Origin of the sequence: Streptacidiphilus jeojiense (assembly GCF_000719095.1) — a bacterium.
GTDB classification, from domain to species: domain Bacteria; phylum Actinomycetota; class Actinomycetes; order Streptomycetales; family Streptomycetaceae; genus Streptacidiphilus; species Streptacidiphilus jeojiensis.
In genome coordinates this window covers 264,576-279,779 of record NZ_JOEH01000010.1, presented here as the reverse complement: position 1 = coordinate 279,779, position 15,204 = coordinate 264,576, and the positions used below count along the sequence as shown (strand labels likewise).

The following is a 15,204-nucleotide window of genomic DNA, read 5'->3' as shown; positions in this document are numbered from 1 at the left end:
TCTCTCCGTGATGGGGCCTGTCGTTCACGGCGCCGTTCGCGCCGTCCTTGGTGCCGTCACTCATGGCGCAGCGCCTCGATGGGCCGCAGGCTCGCCGCCCGGTTGGCCGGGTAGCTGCCGAAGAACAGGCCGATGGCGACGGCGATGCCGAACGAGCCCCAGACCGAGGCCGGCATGATCACCGTCCGCTCGGTGACCGTGACCAGCATGATGTTGGTGATCCCGATCCCGCCGACCAGCAGCGAGATCGCCGCCACCGCCCCCAGCAGCACCGTGAAGGTCTTGTTGGTCGAGGCCTGGGTGCTCAGCAGCGAGGTCGCGCTGCTGATCTGGAAGTCGGCCGCGGTGGCGCTGGTGATGCCGTGCTGGTTCATCATGATGGTGCTGATCTCGCTGGTGGCCGCCGTGATGGCGGACGAGGAGGTCGCCTCCACCACGATCTGGGTCAGCGAGCCGAAGCCGGTGAAGGCGTTCTGCACGGTGGTCAGCGGTGCGACCACCACGTCGTCGGACGAGGTCAGGCCGGTGCTGCCCTTGGTGGCCAGCACTCCGACCACCTTGAACGGGGTGCTGCCGATGGTGATGGTCTTGCCGACCGGGTCGACCGTGCCGAACAGGTCGGTGGCGGTGGTGGAGCCGATCACCGCGACCTTGCGGTCGTTCAGGATGTCGTCGTTGCTGAAGTAGTCGCCCTTGTCGACCTTGCTGTTGGTCGCCTCGAAGTACCCGGTGTAGGTGCCGATGATGGAGCTGACCGAGTGCGAGACGCCCTGGTAGATCGCCGTCCCCGAGGTGCTGACCTCGGGCGCGACGCTCTTGATGTCGGGGGCCTTGGTGGTGTCGGCCAGCGCCGTGGCGTCCGAGACGGTCAGCGGCTTGGTGCTGGTCGCGGTGGAGGTGCTGCTGTTCCCGGTGCCCGAGGTGATGGTCAGTGAGTTGGCGCCGAGCGAGGTGATCGACGCCTTGACCGCCGCCGAGGAGCCGTTGCCCACGGCCAGCAGCAGGATCACGGCGGCGACGCCGATCAGCACCCCGAGCATGGTGAGCAGGGACCGGATCTTGTTGGCGGCCAGGCCGCCGAGGGCGAAGAGCAGGGTCTGGAAGGGGTTCATCGGGCGCCTCCGACCGCGTTGGCCCTGACGTTCTGGACGTGCAGGGTGTGCGAGGCGAACTCCACCGGGTCCAGCAGCGCCGGCGGCAGCCCGTGCACCGGGGCCTGTCGGATGTCCTCGTAGATCTGGCCGTCGACCAGCCGGACCACCCGCTTGGCGTGCCGGGCCACCTCGTCCTCGTGGGTGATCAGGACGATGGTGCGGCCGGCCGCGTTGAGGCGGTCGACGATGGCCAGCACGTCGTCGGTGGAGCGGCTGTCCAGGTTGCCGGTCGGCTCGTCCGCCAGCAGCATCGCCGGGCTGGTCACCAGGGCCCGGGCGACCGCCACGCGCTGCTGCTGGCCGCCGGAGAGCTCATTGGGACGGTGGTCCGCCCGGTCCGCGAGACCCACCAGGGTGAGTGCCGCCATCGCCCGGCGCCGCCGCTCCGACTTGCGCACCCCCGCGTAGGCGAGCGGGAGTTCGACCTGGGCCACCGCGGTGGTGCGCGGGACCAGGTTGAAGGACTGGAAGATGAACCCGATCTTGCGGTTGCGGACCAGCGACAGCTGGTGCTCGTCCAGGTAACCGACGTCGATGCCGTCCAGCAGGTAGCGGCCGGAGGTCGGGACGTCCAGGCAGCCCAGGATGTTCATCAGCGTCGACTTCCCGGAGCCCGAACTGCCCATGATGGCGACGAAATCGCCCTCGGTGATGGTCAGGTCGACGCCCTGGGGGTTGCCCTCCAGGTCCTCGGGGCCGCGGAGCGCGTGCACCGCGGCGTCGCCGAAGCCGTACGACTTGACCAGCCGGCGCACCGCGATGACCGGCGGCCGGGCTTTGGGCGCGGCCGCCTCGGCCTGGGCGGCCTTGTCGGCCTTGGTGCGCCTGGCCAGGGCCGAGTGCAGGGGCGACATCACCTACCACCGCCGGCGGCGGCCCCACCGCGGGCACCGCCGGCCGCGCCGGCGCCGCCGCCGAAGCCGCCGCCTGCCGCGCCGCCGCCCGGGAAGCCGTTGTTGGTGGAGGTGGAGACCGTGGTCTCCTTGACCTTCTGACCCTCGGTCAGACCGCTGACGATCTGGATGCCGCTGGTGCCCTCGACGCCCACGGTCACCGAGGTGGTGGTGGTGCTGCCGTCGGCGTTGATCAGCTGGACCGTCCGGGTCGTCCCGGTGCCGGTCACCGCCGCGGTCGGCAGGTAGAGCGCGTTGTCGGCCTCACCGGTGGCCACCGCGACCGTGGCCGAGAGGCCGGTGCGCAGATTGCTGGTGTCACTGGTGATCTTCAGCACCGCCTCGTACTCCACCGCGCTGCTGGAGCTGCCGCCGGTGCTCGACGAGGAGCTGACCGGCAGCGAGCTGACCGAGACGACCTTGGCGTTCAGGGTGGTGTTGGACTCGGCGTTGAGCGTGACCGTGGCGCCCTGGTTCTTCTTCAGCTTGAGCGCGTCGGTCTCCGAGAAGTCCGCGGTGACCTGCATCCCGCTGGGGTTGGTGATCACCACGAAGCCGGTGGGCGTGGTCGAGCTGCTGCTGCTCGTGCTGGTGGTGCCGGAGCTGGAGCCCGAGCTGGAGACCGTGTCGCCGACCTTGTTGCTCACCGAGGCCACGGTGCCGCTGACGCTGGCCTTCAGCACGGTGCCGTCCACCGCGGTCTGCGCGGCGGTGACGGCGTTCTCCGCCTGGGTGACCGCGGACTTCGCGGAGGCCACGGCGCTGGCGCTGACCGTGGTGGTGGTCTTCGTGGTGGCGGTGGCCGTGGCGGTGGGCGTCGCACCGGAGGTGGTACCGGTGGAGCCGCTGGAGCCCCCGCTGCCGCCGGAGGAACCGCCGGAGCCGCTGGAGGTGTTCGAGGTGCTGGCGACCGTCGTGGTGGTGGTCGTCCCCTCCTCGGCGGAGGTCAGGTTGGCCTTGGCCGACACCAGCGCCGCCTCGGCCTGGGTCAGCGTGGCGTCGGCGTCGGTGGGGTCGACCTTGGCCAGTACCTCGCCCTTGGTGACCTTGTCACCGGCCTGGACGTAGACCTTGGTGACCGTCCCGCCGGTGACGAAGCTGTCACCGGCGTCCGAGGGCGAGACCAGGCTCCCCGAGCCGGACACCGTCGCGAGCACGGTGCCCTTCTCCACGGTCGCCGTCGTACTGGTGCTGCTGCTCGCCTTGGTGCTGGAGGAGGTCCCGACGGCTGCGTAGGCAGCCCCGGCCCCGGCCAACAGACCCACCGCGAGCAGGGAGTTGAGCAGGACGGCCCTGCGCCGTCGTGGAAGCGCCTTCATGGCCGGGACTCTGGCCGGGCTTGCCAGCGATCCGCTGGACGGTTCCTGAGAGTCTGCTGACAGCCGCGTCGGCCGCAAAACCGACAACCCGGACCAACTCCCCTGTGCGCGCCGTCGATTCTTACCTTCGGCGACGCCCCGGGGCCTCCGGCTACCAGCAAGCCCCTAATCTCCGGACAGGCCCCTGCTAAGCGTCGGACGGCTACAGGCCCTTGCGGAACACTCCGGCAGTCTCCACGAACAGGTCGTTCGCCTCGACCTCGCCGATGCTGACCCGCACGCCCTCCCCGGCGAACGGCCGGACCACGACGCCGGCCGCCTCGCAGGCCGCCGCGAACTCCAGGGTCCGTTCACCCAGCCGCAGCCAGACGAAGTTGGCCTGCGAGTCCGGCACCGTCCAGCCCTGGGCGGTGAGCGCGGCGACCACCCTGGTGCGCTCGTCGACCAGCGCGTCCACCCGTCGCAGCAGCTCCCGCTCGGCGCGCAGCGAGGCCACCGCCGCGTCCTGGGCCAGCTGGCTGACGCCGAACGGCACAGCGGTCTGCCGCAGCGCCGCGGCGACCGGCTCGTGCGCGACGGCGAAGCCGACCCGCAGCCCGGCCAGCCCGTACGCCTTGGAGAAGGTGCGCAGCACGCAGACATTGGGGCGGTCGCGGTAGAGGTCGATGCCGTTGGGCACCTCGCCGTCGCGGACGAACTCGCAGTAGGCCTCGTCCAGCACCACCAGGACGTCGGCCGGTACCGCGTCCAGGAAGCGCTCCAGCTCGTCCCGGCGGACCGCGGTCCCGGTCGGGTTGTTGGGGTTGCAGACGAAGATCAGCCGGGTGCGCTCGGTGACCGCCGCCAGCATGGCGTCCAGGTCGTGCCCGTCCTCCTCGGTCAGCGGCACCTGCACCGAGGTGGCACCGCTGATCTGGACGATGATCGGGTAGGCCTCGAACGAGCGCCAGGCGTAGACGACCTCGTCGCCCGGGCCCGAGGTGGCCTGCAGCAGCGACTGGGCCACGCCGACCGAGCCGGTGCCGGTGGCGATGTGCGACTCGGGCACCCCGAACCGCTGGGCGAGCTCGGCGACCAGCGCGCTGACGCCCATGTCCGGGTAGCGGTTGAAGCTGTCGGCGGCGGCGACCGCGGCCTCCAGGACGCCGGGCAGCGGCGGGTACGGGTTCTCGTTGGAGGACAGCTTGTAGGCGGGCGCGCCATCGCCGCCGGCGGCCGGCTTGCCCGGCTTGTAGGCCGGAATGCCCCGCAGGGCCTCGCGCAGACGGGGGCCCTGCTGCGGCTGTGGAGTCTCGCTCACGTGGTCTTCCTTCGTACATCACGCCGTGCACCTCGCCGTGCACCCGGTCGAGATCACCATACGAGCCGATCGGCGATATCTCACCCGTGCGGGTGAGATGTTCCACCCGCTGTCCGCCGAGGCTTCCTCGGCGGCACATGCAGTCCATGCAGGAAACGCAGGTATACGAACCCAACTGGTCGTCCCAGGAAGGGCAAAGGGCATAAATGCTCATGGAGAAACGTATCTTCAACAAACCGTCCCAGACCCCCATCTACTGACGGTGATGAGCCATACGATCGGTCAGACATGACAGCAGCAGCAGCCAACCAGAGCGGCCGGCGACCCACCCACGCCCGGCGCATGGAGCGTGCCGGGATCAGGGATGTCGCCGCCGCGGCGGGGGTGTCCATCACCACCGTCTCCGATGCCCTCAACGGCAAGGGCAGACTCCCCGACGAGACCCGCAGCAAGGTGCGCGAGGTCGCCGAGCGGCTGGGCTACCGCCCGTCCGCAGCCGCGCGGACCCTGCGCACCGGGCGCTCCGGCCTGATCGGTCTCACCGTCACCACCTACGGCCAGGAACCCTTCACCTTCACCGAGTTCGCCTACTTCGCGGAGATGGCCCGGGCAGCCACCTCCGCCGCGCTCACCCGCGGCTACGCGCTGGTGGTCCTGCCGGCCACCTCCCGCCACGACGTCTGGGGCAATGTCGCCCTGGACGGCACCGTGGTGATCGACCCGCCGGACCACGACCCCATGGTCGCCGAGCTCTACCGGCAGGGCCTGCCGGTGGTCAGCGACGGCAGACCGGGCAACTGCCCGGTCACCGCCTGGGTCGACAACGACCACGCCAGCGCCGTCCTGGAGATCCTGGACCACCTGGCCGCCGCCGGCGCCCGCCGGATCGGCCTGCTCACCGGGACCAGCACCGACACCTACACCCGGCTGAGCACCGACGCCTACCTCGGCTGGTGCCACCGGGTCGGCCAGGAACCGCTGTACGAGGAGTACCCGGCGCACGACCCCTGCGCGGGCGCCGTCGCCGCCGACCGACTGCTGGCCCGCCCGGACCGGCCCGACGCCGTGTACGGCCTCTTCGACCCCAACGGCACCGACCTGCTCGCCGCCGCCCGCCGCTACGGGCTGCGGGTGCCCGAGGACCTGCTGCTGGTCTGCTGCAGCGAGAGCGACGTCTACGCCACCACCGAACCGCCCATCACCACCCTCTCGCTCAAGCCGCAGCGCATCGGCACCACCGTGGTGAACCTGCTCATCGACGCCATCGAGGGCATCGGACCGGTCCCCGGCACCGACACCCCCGAGGGGCAGCTGATGCCCACCGAACTGATCGTCCGTCGCTCCTCACAGCGACGCCCTCCCCGCACCACAGTCAGCGCACCGCGCGAACCGGGTGAGGAGTAAGAGGTCTTCCGCCTGTCACCGCCGAGAAAAACCATGACAAACGTTCATCTTCGGCGCATCGTCCCACCCGCCTCGCGGGATTGATGCGCCCCAGGTGCGTACACCGCGAAGAGCAGCTTCCTATGATGGGCGAATGACATCGGTGGACCCCTACGCCCGGCCTGACCTGCCGGACCCAGGCCCCCGTACGCCAGAGCGCCCCGACGGGGCTCCCTTCCACGGCGACGGGTCCACGACGTACGACTTCTTCACCCCGCCACCGGAGCGCTACTCCGCCCCGGGCGCCGCACCCGCCCCGGCGGCCCCCGGCCCGGGTTATCCGGCAGCCATGGCCCCGCCGCCCCCACCGCCGGCCCCGGCCCCGCACGACCCGCCGACCCTGGAGCTCGGGCCGCCGCTGGCCGCCGCGCCCGGCGCCCGCCCCGACCCGTACGGCCACGGCCACCCGCCGACCCTGGTCGGACCGATCGGGCACCAGCCGCACGAGAGCCACGAGCCCTACGAGGGCGAGGACCCGGTCGGCCCGCTCTACGTCATCGGCGACATCCACGGCTATCTGCAGGAGCTCCTCGACGGCCTGCACTCCGAGGGCCTCATCGACGACGAGGGCCACTGGTCGGCCGGCCGCGCCCGGGTCTGGTTCCTGGGCGACTTCACCGACCGCGGCCCCGACGGCATCGGCGTCATCGACCTGGTGATGCAGCTGGCCGCCGAGGCCGCCGCCGCGGGCGGCTACTGCCGTGCCCTGATGGGCAACCACGAACTGCTGCTGCTGGGCGCCGACCGCTTCGGCGACGAGGCCGTCCAGTCCAGCGCCGGCACCGCCTCCTTCCTGGCGGCCTGGCGCCTCAACGGCGGGCAGCCCACCGACATGGACCGGCTGGAGGACCACCACGTCGCCTGGCTCACCAGGCTCCCGGCGATGGCCGTCGAGGACGGCCACCTGCTGCTGCACTCCGACACCACCGCCTACCTGGAGTACGGCGACTCGGTCGACGCCGTCAACGACGCCATCCACGAGGTGCTCAACCGCGGCGACGGCGACGAGTGGTGGGACTGCTTCCGCCGGATGACCAAGCGCTTCGCCTTCCGCGGCGACACCGGCCCGGCCGCGGCGCACGAACTGCTGGACGTGCTCGGCGGCCGGCGCATCGTGCACGGCCACAGCCCGATCCCCTACCTGCTCGGCGACGCCCCGTCCGAGGACGGACACCCCGCCAAGCAGGTCACCGGACCGCATGTGTACGCGGACGACCTCGCCATCGCCATGGACGGCGGGGTCACCATGGAGGGCGAGGGCCGGCTGCTGATCGCCCGGCTCCCGCTGGCCTGACCGGAGCCGCCTGACCGGAGCTGTCGGGACCCGACGGCCGAGCGCTGGCCGAGCGCTGGTCAGGTACAGTCCGACCGCTTTTTCGCCCACGAACCGACGGAATGCCAGCGGCACGTGCCAATGGCATCACGTGCCCCAACTGCCCCGGAAATTCCGGAAACCGACTGTCGACCGGTCCGCGCCGACCTCTACCATCTAAGTCCCTGCTGCTTCCGATCCGCCGTTCCGGACCAGGATGCTGACGGGGCGTACGGGGGACAGGTGGCTCCGATCTCCTCCGGGGGCGACCCCGGACCCCGCGTCAACCCGGAACCAGCGGGCAGGATGCAGAGGGCCGACGAGATGAGGGCTGGGTAGAACATGGACAGCGCTCCGTACCTGCAGGCCGAGGACAAGCTCGACTACGAGCGGATCCTGGAGGAGCTCCTCCACAACGAACAGGTCCGCTCCGCCCTCCGCCGCGCGCCCACCGGACCCAACGCCGAACAGCTGCACACCCGGGCCATGCGCGACTCCGCCACCGTCGCCGGCACCGCGGCCGTCGAGTACTCCTACTTCGTCGAACTGCGCGAACAGGCCCGGCGCACCGCCCCCGTCCCGGACTGGGAACGCCTGGGCGGCGACGACCCGGCGCAGTGGCAGGAGCCCGAGAGCCCGCTGATCGCCGCCGAGCGGGCCGGACTGGTCCCGCTGGTCGCCGTGCTGCTGCCGATCCTGTCCGGATTCAGCGCGCTGCTGCTGCTCCTGCTCGGCTACGGCCTGCGCGCGGACGGCCAGAGCCTGGGCCAGCCACTGGTCACCGCCGGCCTGGTCGCCGCCGTGATCTGCGTGGCCGCGATCGCCGCCGACATCATCGGACTGCTGCTCACCGCCGCCCGCGACGCCTCGTCCCCGCCCCAGGGCCGCAACCCCGAGCTGTACGCGGAACTCGCCAAGGCCCGCGAGGCCTGGCACAGCGCGCTGCGCGACCGCGGCCTGCTCCCCTACCTGCTGGCCCAGTTGGGCACCACCCCGCGGCCGCCGCGACCGCGGCCGGCCGGCGTCAGCCTGGTCCGGACCCGTCCGCGGCTGGGGTTCACCAGCCCGGGCTTCACCAGCCCCGGACCTGAGCGGATCACCAACGAGCGCGGCGAGGAGATCGAACCGGAGGAGGGCGGCGAGACCCACTTCACCAGCCCGGGCTTCACCAGCCCGGGACCCGAGGGGATCACCAACCAGCGCGGCGAGGAGTTCGAGTCGGACGACGACGAGAGCCACTTCAGCAGCCCCGGGTACAGCAGCCCGACCTTCGAGGTGGTCCGTGACCCCTTCGAGCACCCCGCGCACCCGGCCGTCTCCGCCCCGGCGCCGCCCGTCCCGCCGTCACGGACCCAGGAGGCGAACGGCCACGGTTCCGCCGGCAACCGCTTCCTCCCCAACGCCGACGACGCCGACGCCGAGGAGGAGCAGCAGTCCTGAGCCCGCCCGACCGGACCCGACCACCCGGCCGACGGCCGGCTACCCGGCCGTGAGCTCGGCGGCGACCAGCTCCGCGATCTGCACCGCGTTCAGCGCCGCACCCTTGCGGAGGTTGTCGTTGGAGATGAACAGCGACAGCCCGTTCTCCGCGGTCTCGTCGGCGCGGATCCGGCCCACGTAGGACGGGTCCTGCCCGGCGGCCTGCAGCGGGGTCGGGATCTCGGACAGCTCCACGCCCGGCGCCCCGGCCAGCAGCTCCCGGGCCCGCTCCGGGCTGAGCGGCGTCGCGAACCTGGCGTTGACCTGCAGCGAGTGCCCGCTGAACACCGGGACGCGGACACAGGTGCCGGACACCTTGAGGTCGGGGATCTCCAGGATCTTCCGGCTCTCATTGCGGAGCTTGTGCTCCTCGTCGGTCTCGTTGAGGCCGTCGTCCACGATCGAGCCCGCCAGCGGCAGGACGTTGAACGCGATCGGGCGGATGTACTGCCTGGGCTCGGGGAAGTCGAGCGCGGCACCGTCGTGGGTCAGCGCACTGGCCTTGCTGCCGACCGCGTCGATCTGGCCCTGCAGCTCGGCCACGCCGTTGAGCCCGCTGCCGGAGACGGCCTGGTAGGTGGCCACCACCAGCGCGGTGAGCTGCGCCTCGCGGTGCAGCGGCTTCAGCACTGGCATGGCGGCCATGGTGGTGCAGTTGGGGTTGGCGATGATCCCCAGCGGACGGTCCGCGACGGCGTGCGGGTTGACCTCGGAGACCACCAGCGGCACCTGCGGGTTCATCCGCCAGGCGGAGGAGTTGTCGATCACCACGGCGCCGGCCGCGGCGACCTTGGGCGCGAGCTCCTTGGACGTCGCACCGCCGGCCGAGAAGATCACGATGTCCAGGCCGCGGTAGTCGGCAGCGGCCGCGTCCTCCACCGTGACGACGCCGTCCTTCCAGGGCAGCTCCTTGCCGGCCGACCGAGCCGAGGCGAACAGCCGCAGCTCCGTCACCGGGAAGTCCCGCTCCTCGAGGATCCGGCGTACAACGCCCCCGACCTGGCCCGTGGCACCCACAATTCCAATCTTCATACCCACAGCGTATGCGTCCCGCCCGGCTGACCGACCCGAATATCCACCGCCCGGACACCGGCCCCAGGCCCCGCCCCGCAAGTCTTCCGCCGCCCGCACACACGGTCGGGAATTCCTTCGCCCTGGACCGGGTCAAGGTCCTCGTCCTGCTGCCGGACGACATGCACCTCACCACCAGAATGGTCGCCGACTACTTCGAGGTCGGCGTCGAGGCGATCGCTGACGTCCTGTCAAGACCGGGTGGACCGTAAGAGGCAACCGACGACCCTCCGTCCGCAGCGGCTGGCGAGCCGGACATACCGACGGACTCATGCCATTCCCGCAGGTCCGGGGTGATCTGTGGCAATTCCCACCCGGAGTGTTCGCCCCGGAACCGTCCGTCCGCCACTCATACCAATCTCTCACCTGGAAAGATCACAGCGGAGAGTAATGTGCGGCCGTTATCCATGTCCATCTCGGGGGTCCCTCTTGGCGCCGTACAGATCCGTCGGCCTTGCCATAGCCGCACTCACCGCCTCGCTGGGCCTCCCGGCCCTCGGGACGCCGGTCGCCGTGGCGGCAGCGACCGTACTCCATGTCGACAACAGCACCGGCGCCCACTGCACCGACCAGGGCACCGGCACGCAGGCCGCGCCGTACTGCACCATCTCGGCTGCGGCGCGGGTCGTCCTCCCCGGCCAGACCGTGAGCATCGCGCCCGGTCAGGGCTACAACGAAGAGGTCGACATCACCCGGTCCGGAACGGCGGACGCACCGATCACCTTCGCCGGCCAGCCGGCCGCCCCGGGGAGCGGTGGAAGCTCCTACGCCCTCGTGGGCGACTCCTTCTCGGACAGCAGCAAGGCGATCCCCTACGCGGTGAAGATCAGCGGAGCCCAGCACGTCGTGGTCCAGGGACTGCTGTTCATGGCCGACGCCGGCGAGGTCCGGGTGGAGAACTCCTCGGACGTCACCGTCCAGCGCAACTTCATGGGCGGCCTGAGCACGGACGCCGCGCAGGTCCAGGTCGCCGGGACGTCGGCCCGGGTCACCGTCAGCCAGAACCAGTTCCAGGACGCGGGCCGTCGCGGTATCGACGTCGCCGCCGGGGCGACCGGGACCGTGCTCAGCAGCAACCTGATCCCCACCGGCGGTGAGAACTCCATCACCGTCACGGACGCGCCCGGAACCGTGGTCACGGGCAACACCCTGATGTCCGGCTGCGCGCCGGCCTTGGTGCTGGCCGGGGCGTCCACCGGAGCGACCGTCGAGAACAATGTGGTCGAGGCCGCGCAGTACGAGACGGCACCGGCCCAGGCCTGCCCGGCCGGCTCCAGCGACACCGGGATCACCGTCGCATCCGGTTCGACCAGCGGTACCAAGGTCGCCTACAACGTCATCGACCCCAAGAGCGGCGGTTCGGCCTACTCCTGGGCCGGAACCAGGTACGCGACCGTCGCGGCCTTCACGTCGGCCAGCGGACAGGGCTCGCACGACCTGGTCGCCGACCCGCTGATCGCCGGGGACAACGGCTACCCCGACCGCAAGTCGCCGGTGATCGACTCCGCCGACGCCAACGCCCCCGGCGAGACGGCCACCGACTTCGACGGTGTCTACGCGCAGCCGCGCCTGGACGTCAGGACCGTGGCCAACACCGGTACCGGGGTGGGCTACTACGACCGCGGAGCCGACGAGTTCAGCGGCGTCGGCTCCTCGTACACCCCGGTCGCCCCGGTGCGCGTGCTGGACACCCGGGCCGCCGTCGGCGTGGCCACCACGACCCCGGTCGCGGCCGGCGCCACGGTGAACCTGCCGCTGGCGGGCACGCACGGCATTCCGACCGACGTCCAGAACCTCGCGGTCGTCCTCAACGTCACCGTGGCCAACACCAGCGCCGCCGGATACCTGTCGGCGTTCTCCCTCTACGACGGCGCCCAGCCCGGCGGTCCCGCGCTCTCGACCCTGACCTGGAGCAAGGGACAGGTCATCGCCAGTTCGGTCACGCTCCCGATCAACGAGAACAGCGTCTCCTTCACCAACCACAGCTCGGGGACGGTGGCCATCGTCGCCGACCTGTCCGGCTACTACGCCATGGACGGCACCAGCGGCTTCAGCGCGCTGCCGCCGAGCCGGATCCTGGACACCCGCAGCGCCGTGGGTGTGTCCACCAGGACACCCGTCCCCGCCGGCGGTGTCATCTCGGTGCCCGTCAGAGGTGTCGGCGGCGTGCCCGCCAATGCCACCGCGGTCGTCCTGAACGTCACCGGGACGCAGCCCACCAAGTCCACCTACGTGTCCGTGTACCCCGACGGGCAGAGCCGTCCAACCGTCTCCAACCTCAACCTGAGCGCGGGTCAGACGCTGCCGAACCAGGTGATCGTGCCGGTCGGCGCCGACGGGAAGGCCAGCTTCTACAACTACAACGGCAGCGTGCACCTGGTCGCCGACGTGGCGGGCTACTACAGTCCGACCGCGGTGCAGACCTTCCACCCGTCCAACGGCTACAACTTCCTCGACACCAGGACCGCGCTCGGCGTGTCGACGACCACACCGCTGGGAGCGGGCGCGACGGTCTCCGTCCTGCCGTACAACTCCCAGTTCATCAACCAGGGCGACACCGTGAGCGCGGTGGTGCTCAACATGACGGTGACCCGGCCGACCTCCGCCGGGTACCTCACCATGTACGCGGCCGGCAAGGCCCGGCCCACGGCGTCCAACCTCAACTGGGTGACCGGGCAGACCGTCTCCAACCAGGTGACGGTCCCGGTGGGGACGGGCAGCAAGGTCAACATCTTCAACTACGCAGGCACCGTCCATGTGATCGGTGACTACGCGGGCTACTTCGCCCCCTGACCCTCACCCCGACGGGGGCCGCCCCACTCCGCCGAACCGGCGCGGGGGCGGCCCCCGTCGGCTGCCACGCGTCACCACCCTGCTCCGCACACCCAGACCTCCCGGGGGACCCCATGCGCCGCAAACGAATCGCACCACCGGCCGCGCTGCTCATCGGCGCCGCCCTCGCTCTGCCCGCGCTCACCGGCACCGGCACCGCGGACGCCGCCACCGGCACGCTGTACGTGAACAATGCCGCCGGCGCCCACTGCAGCGACAAGGGCACCGGTACCCAGGCCGTGCCCTACTGCACGGTCGTCGCCGCCGCGGCCGCGGTCCAGCCCGGCCAGACCGTGCTGGTGTCCTCCGGGACGTACCCGCAGGAGCTGGACATCACCCGCTCCGGCACCGCCACCGCGCCGATCACCTTCAAGGGACTGCCCGGGGAGTACGGCGGGGACAGCTCGCTGCCGCAGATCGGGGACGCCAGCGACCCGTCGACCTCCACGCTCCACGGAATCCTGGTCAAGGGCGCCCAGCACGTGGTGATCGACGGCTTCAGCCCCGTCGGCCAGTACGACTCGATCGGGGTCACCGGCGGATCCCAGAACGTCACCGTCGAGCGCAGCGTCCTGACCACCACCGGGATCGCGGTGTCCGGTTCCAGCGGCACCGTGGTGACGACCAACGTCCTGCGCAACATCGAGTACGCGGGCGTCTCCGTGACCAAGTCCCCCGGCACCGTGGTGACCGGCAACACGGTGACCAGCTGGTGCGAGAGCGGCATCCAGTTCGACGGTGCCTCCCCCAACGGTGTCGTCGAGAACAACATCGTGGACTCCGCCGCCCTCGGCAGCCCCGGTGACGCGGCCTGCCCGGCCGGCTCGCAGGACACCGAGGTCCTGGTGCCGACGGGTTCCACGACCGGGACCAAGGTGGCCTACAACTTCCTCGGCACCAAGAGCGGCGGCCCGGCGTACCAGTGGGGCGCGAAGACCTACACCAGCGCCGCCGCCTTCGCGGCCGCCAGCGGCCAGGGCTCCCACGACGTCCTGGGCGACACCGGTGCGGTGGGCGACTCGTCGCAGAACACCGTCGCCGTGGACTCCGCCGACGCCGGGGCACCCGGTGAGCTGAGCACCGACATCCTCGGCAACCCCCGGGTGGACGTCCGCTCGGTGCCCAACACCGGCACCGGCGTGGGCTACTACGACCGCGGTGCGGAGGAGACGAGCACCGGCAACTCCTACGCCCCGATGTCACCGGTGCGGGTGCTCGACACCCGTTCCGCCGTCGGTGTCAGCACCACCACTCCGGTGGCCGCCGGCAAGTCGGTCACCCTCGACCTCAGCGGCACCCACCGGATCCCGGCCGGCGCCGAGGCCGTCGCCCTGAACGTGACGGCGACCGGTGGCAGCACCAACGGGACGCTCAAGGTCACCCCGACCCACCCGTACGACGGTGGGGGGGACCAGGTGCCGATCGACCAGATCAAGGCGGTCAACCTGACCTGGAGCCGCGGTGAGAACGTCGCCAACATGGTGACGGTGCCGGCCGGCAGAGACACGGTCACCTTCACCAACACCGGTTCGGGCACCGTTCACATCGTGGCCGACCTGGAGGGCTACTTCTCCCAGACCGCCCCGAACGGCTACAACACCACGGGACCGGTCCGCATCCTGGACACCCGCGCCGCCAAGGGCGTGCCCGGAACCGCACCGATCGGCTCCGGCAGGACCGTCGCCCTCCCGGTCACCGGAAGCAACGGGGTCCCCGCCAACGCCACGGCGGTCGTGCTCAACGTGACGGTCACCCGACCGACCACCGGCGGATACCTGACCGTCTATCCGGACGGGATCGCCCGGCCGGTCGTCTCCAACCTCAACTTCTCCGCCGGTCAGACCGTCCCCAACCTGGTCATCGTCCCGGTGCACAACGGAAAGATCGACTTCTACAACTACTCCGGCAGCACCCATGTGATCGCCGACCTCCAGGGCTACTTCAGCCCAGGCGGCCTCTCCACCTTCGATCTGTCGACACCGCAGCGGATCCTCGACACCGTCGCCCAGAGCGGGGTGCCGACCGGCCCGACCCCACTGGCGGCCGGCGCCTCCCTGACCGTCGACATCAACGACATGCTCGGCTTCGGGGGCCTCGACACCAAGTCGATCGCACTGAACCTCACCGTGCTGGACACCACCGGCAGCGGCTATCTGACGGTCTACCCCTACGGGTCGGCACAGCCCTTCGTCTCCAACGCCAACTGGAACGCCGGGCAGAGCGTCTCCAACCTGACGCTGGTGCCCGCGAAGACCGGCAAGGTCGTGATCACCAATCACAGCACCGGCTCGATCGACCTGCTCGGCGACTTCGAGGGCGCGTCCATCAACTTCTGACCGGAACACCTGGACGACGGGAGCCGCCCGGCAGCCGAGGCTGCCGGGCGGCTCCCGTCCGTCCC

At 70.9% G+C, this 15,204-nt stretch carries 11 protein-coding genes; 6 read left to right on the top strand and 5 right to left on the bottom strand.

Going from position 1 to position 15,204, the window contains the following annotated elements; genetic code table 11:
* Positions 1 to 56 precede the first annotated feature (56 nt).
* The 4 genes from IF29_RS0116050 to hisC form a co-directional block, all read right to left on the bottom strand.
* Positions 57 to 1,112, bottom strand: a complete 1,056-nt coding sequence (locus tag IF29_RS0116050) for an ABC transporter permease (protein ID WP_030254820.1) — start codon at positions 1,110 to 1,112, stop codon at positions 57 to 59.
* Positions 1,109 to 2,008 (bottom strand): ABC transporter ATP-binding protein, encoded by a 900-nt coding sequence (locus IF29_RS0116045; RefSeq protein ID WP_084714328.1) that lies wholly within the window; start codon positions 2,006 to 2,008, stop codon positions 1,109 to 1,111. The genes IF29_RS0116050 and IF29_RS0116045 overlap by 4 nt, the downstream gene beginning before the upstream one ends.
* Positions 2,008 to 3,366: an efflux RND transporter periplasmic adaptor subunit gene (locus tag IF29_RS42045; protein WP_037595368.1), complete on the bottom strand. Its 1,359-nt coding sequence runs from the start codon at positions 3,364 to 3,366 to the stop codon at positions 2,008 to 2,010. The genes IF29_RS0116045 and IF29_RS42045 overlap by 1 nt, the downstream gene beginning before the upstream one ends.
* Before the next feature lie 202 nt (positions 3,367 to 3,568).
* Entirely contained in the window at positions 3,569 to 4,666 is a 1,098-nt protein-coding gene (gene hisC, locus IF29_RS0116035) for a histidinol-phosphate transaminase (RefSeq protein WP_030254815.1), read from the bottom strand.
* A gap of 288 nt (positions 4,667 to 4,954) precedes the next feature.
* On the opposite strand from hisC, the gene IF29_RS0116030 reads away from it, so the two are divergent.
* The 3 genes from IF29_RS0116030 to IF29_RS43595 all read left to right on the top strand — a co-directional run bounded on the left by IF29_RS0116030 (position 4,955) and on the right by IF29_RS43595 (position 8,861).
* A complete protein-coding gene (locus IF29_RS0116030; protein ID WP_030254813.1) occupies positions 4,955 to 6,070 on the top strand; it encodes a LacI family DNA-binding transcriptional regulator in 1,116 nt (371 codons plus the stop codon).
* Between the two features lie 133 nt (positions 6,071 to 6,203).
* Positions 6,204 to 7,403: a metallophosphoesterase gene (locus IF29_RS42040; RefSeq protein ID WP_084714325.1), complete on the top strand. Its 1,200-nt coding sequence runs from the start codon at positions 6,204 to 6,206 to the stop codon at positions 7,401 to 7,403.
* Between the two features lie 360 nt (positions 7,404 to 7,763).
* The gene (locus IF29_RS43595) at positions 7,764 to 8,861 is read left to right on the top strand and encodes a hypothetical protein (RefSeq protein WP_051725377.1); all 1,098 of its coding nucleotides are present in this window, start codon (positions 7,764 to 7,766) and stop codon (positions 8,859 to 8,861) included.
* A 39-nt stretch (positions 8,862 to 8,900) separates the two neighbouring features.
* Here the strand turns inward: IF29_RS43595 and IF29_RS0116015 are convergent, their stop codons facing one another.
* A complete protein-coding gene (locus tag IF29_RS0116015; protein WP_030254806.1) occupies positions 8,901 to 9,932 on the bottom strand; it encodes an aspartate-semialdehyde dehydrogenase in 1,032 nt (343 codons plus the stop codon).
* 11 nt (positions 9,933 to 9,943) lie between these two features.
* Between IF29_RS0116015 and IF29_RS0116010 the strand changes: the two genes are divergently transcribed.
* From IF29_RS0116010 to IF29_RS44390, 3 genes are all read left to right on the top strand, one after another.
* Positions 9,944 to 10,183 carry a hypothetical protein gene (locus IF29_RS0116010; protein WP_030254804.1) on the top strand — a complete coding sequence of 80 codons (240 nt, stop codon included), beginning with the start codon at positions 9,944 to 9,946 and terminating at the stop codon, positions 10,181 to 10,183.
* A gap of 217 nt (positions 10,184 to 10,400) precedes the next feature.
* On the top strand, positions 10,401 to 12,764 hold the full coding sequence (locus IF29_RS44395; RefSeq protein ID WP_198037461.1) for a right-handed parallel beta-helix repeat-containing protein: 2,364 nt from the start codon (positions 10,401 to 10,403) through the stop codon (positions 12,762 to 12,764).
* A gap of 113 nt (positions 12,765 to 12,877) precedes the next feature.
* Positions 12,878 to 15,139, top strand: coding sequence for a right-handed parallel beta-helix repeat-containing protein (locus tag IF29_RS44390; RefSeq protein ID WP_063757511.1), 2,262 nt, complete (start codon positions 12,878 to 12,880; stop codon positions 15,137 to 15,139).
* The last annotated feature ends 65 nt before the right edge of the window (positions 15,140 to 15,204 follow it).

Coding starts and splice junctions, on each gene's coding strand:
- IF29_RS0116050 (WP_030254820.1), bottom strand. CDS start 1,112: ATGAACCCCTTCCAGACCCTGCTCTTCGCCCTCGGCGGCCTGGCCGCC.
- IF29_RS0116045 (WP_084714328.1), bottom strand. CDS start 2,008: ATGTCGCCCCTGCACTCGGCCCTGGCCAGGCGCACCAAGGCCGACAAG.
- IF29_RS42045 (WP_037595368.1), bottom strand. CDS start 3,366: ATGAAGGCGCTTCCACGACGGCGCAGGGCCGTCCTGCTCAACTCCCTG.
- IF29_RS0116030 (WP_030254813.1), top strand. CDS start 4,955: ATGACAGCAGCAGCAGCCAACCAGAGCGGCCGGCGACCCACCCACGCC.
- IF29_RS42040 (WP_084714325.1), top strand. CDS start 6,204: ATGACATCGGTGGACCCCTACGCCCGGCCTGACCTGCCGGACCCAGGC.
- IF29_RS43595 (WP_051725377.1), top strand. CDS start 7,764: ATGGACAGCGCTCCGTACCTGCAGGCCGAGGACAAGCTCGACTACGAG.
- IF29_RS0116015 (WP_030254806.1), bottom strand. CDS start 9,932: ATGAAGATTGGAATTGTGGGTGCCACGGGCCAGGTCGGGGGCGTTGTA.
- IF29_RS0116010 (WP_030254804.1), top strand. CDS start 9,944: ATGCGTCCCGCCCGGCTGACCGACCCGAATATCCACCGCCCGGACACC.
- IF29_RS44390 (WP_063757511.1), top strand. CDS start 12,878: ATGCGCCGCAAACGAATCGCACCACCGGCCGCGCTGCTCATCGGCGCC.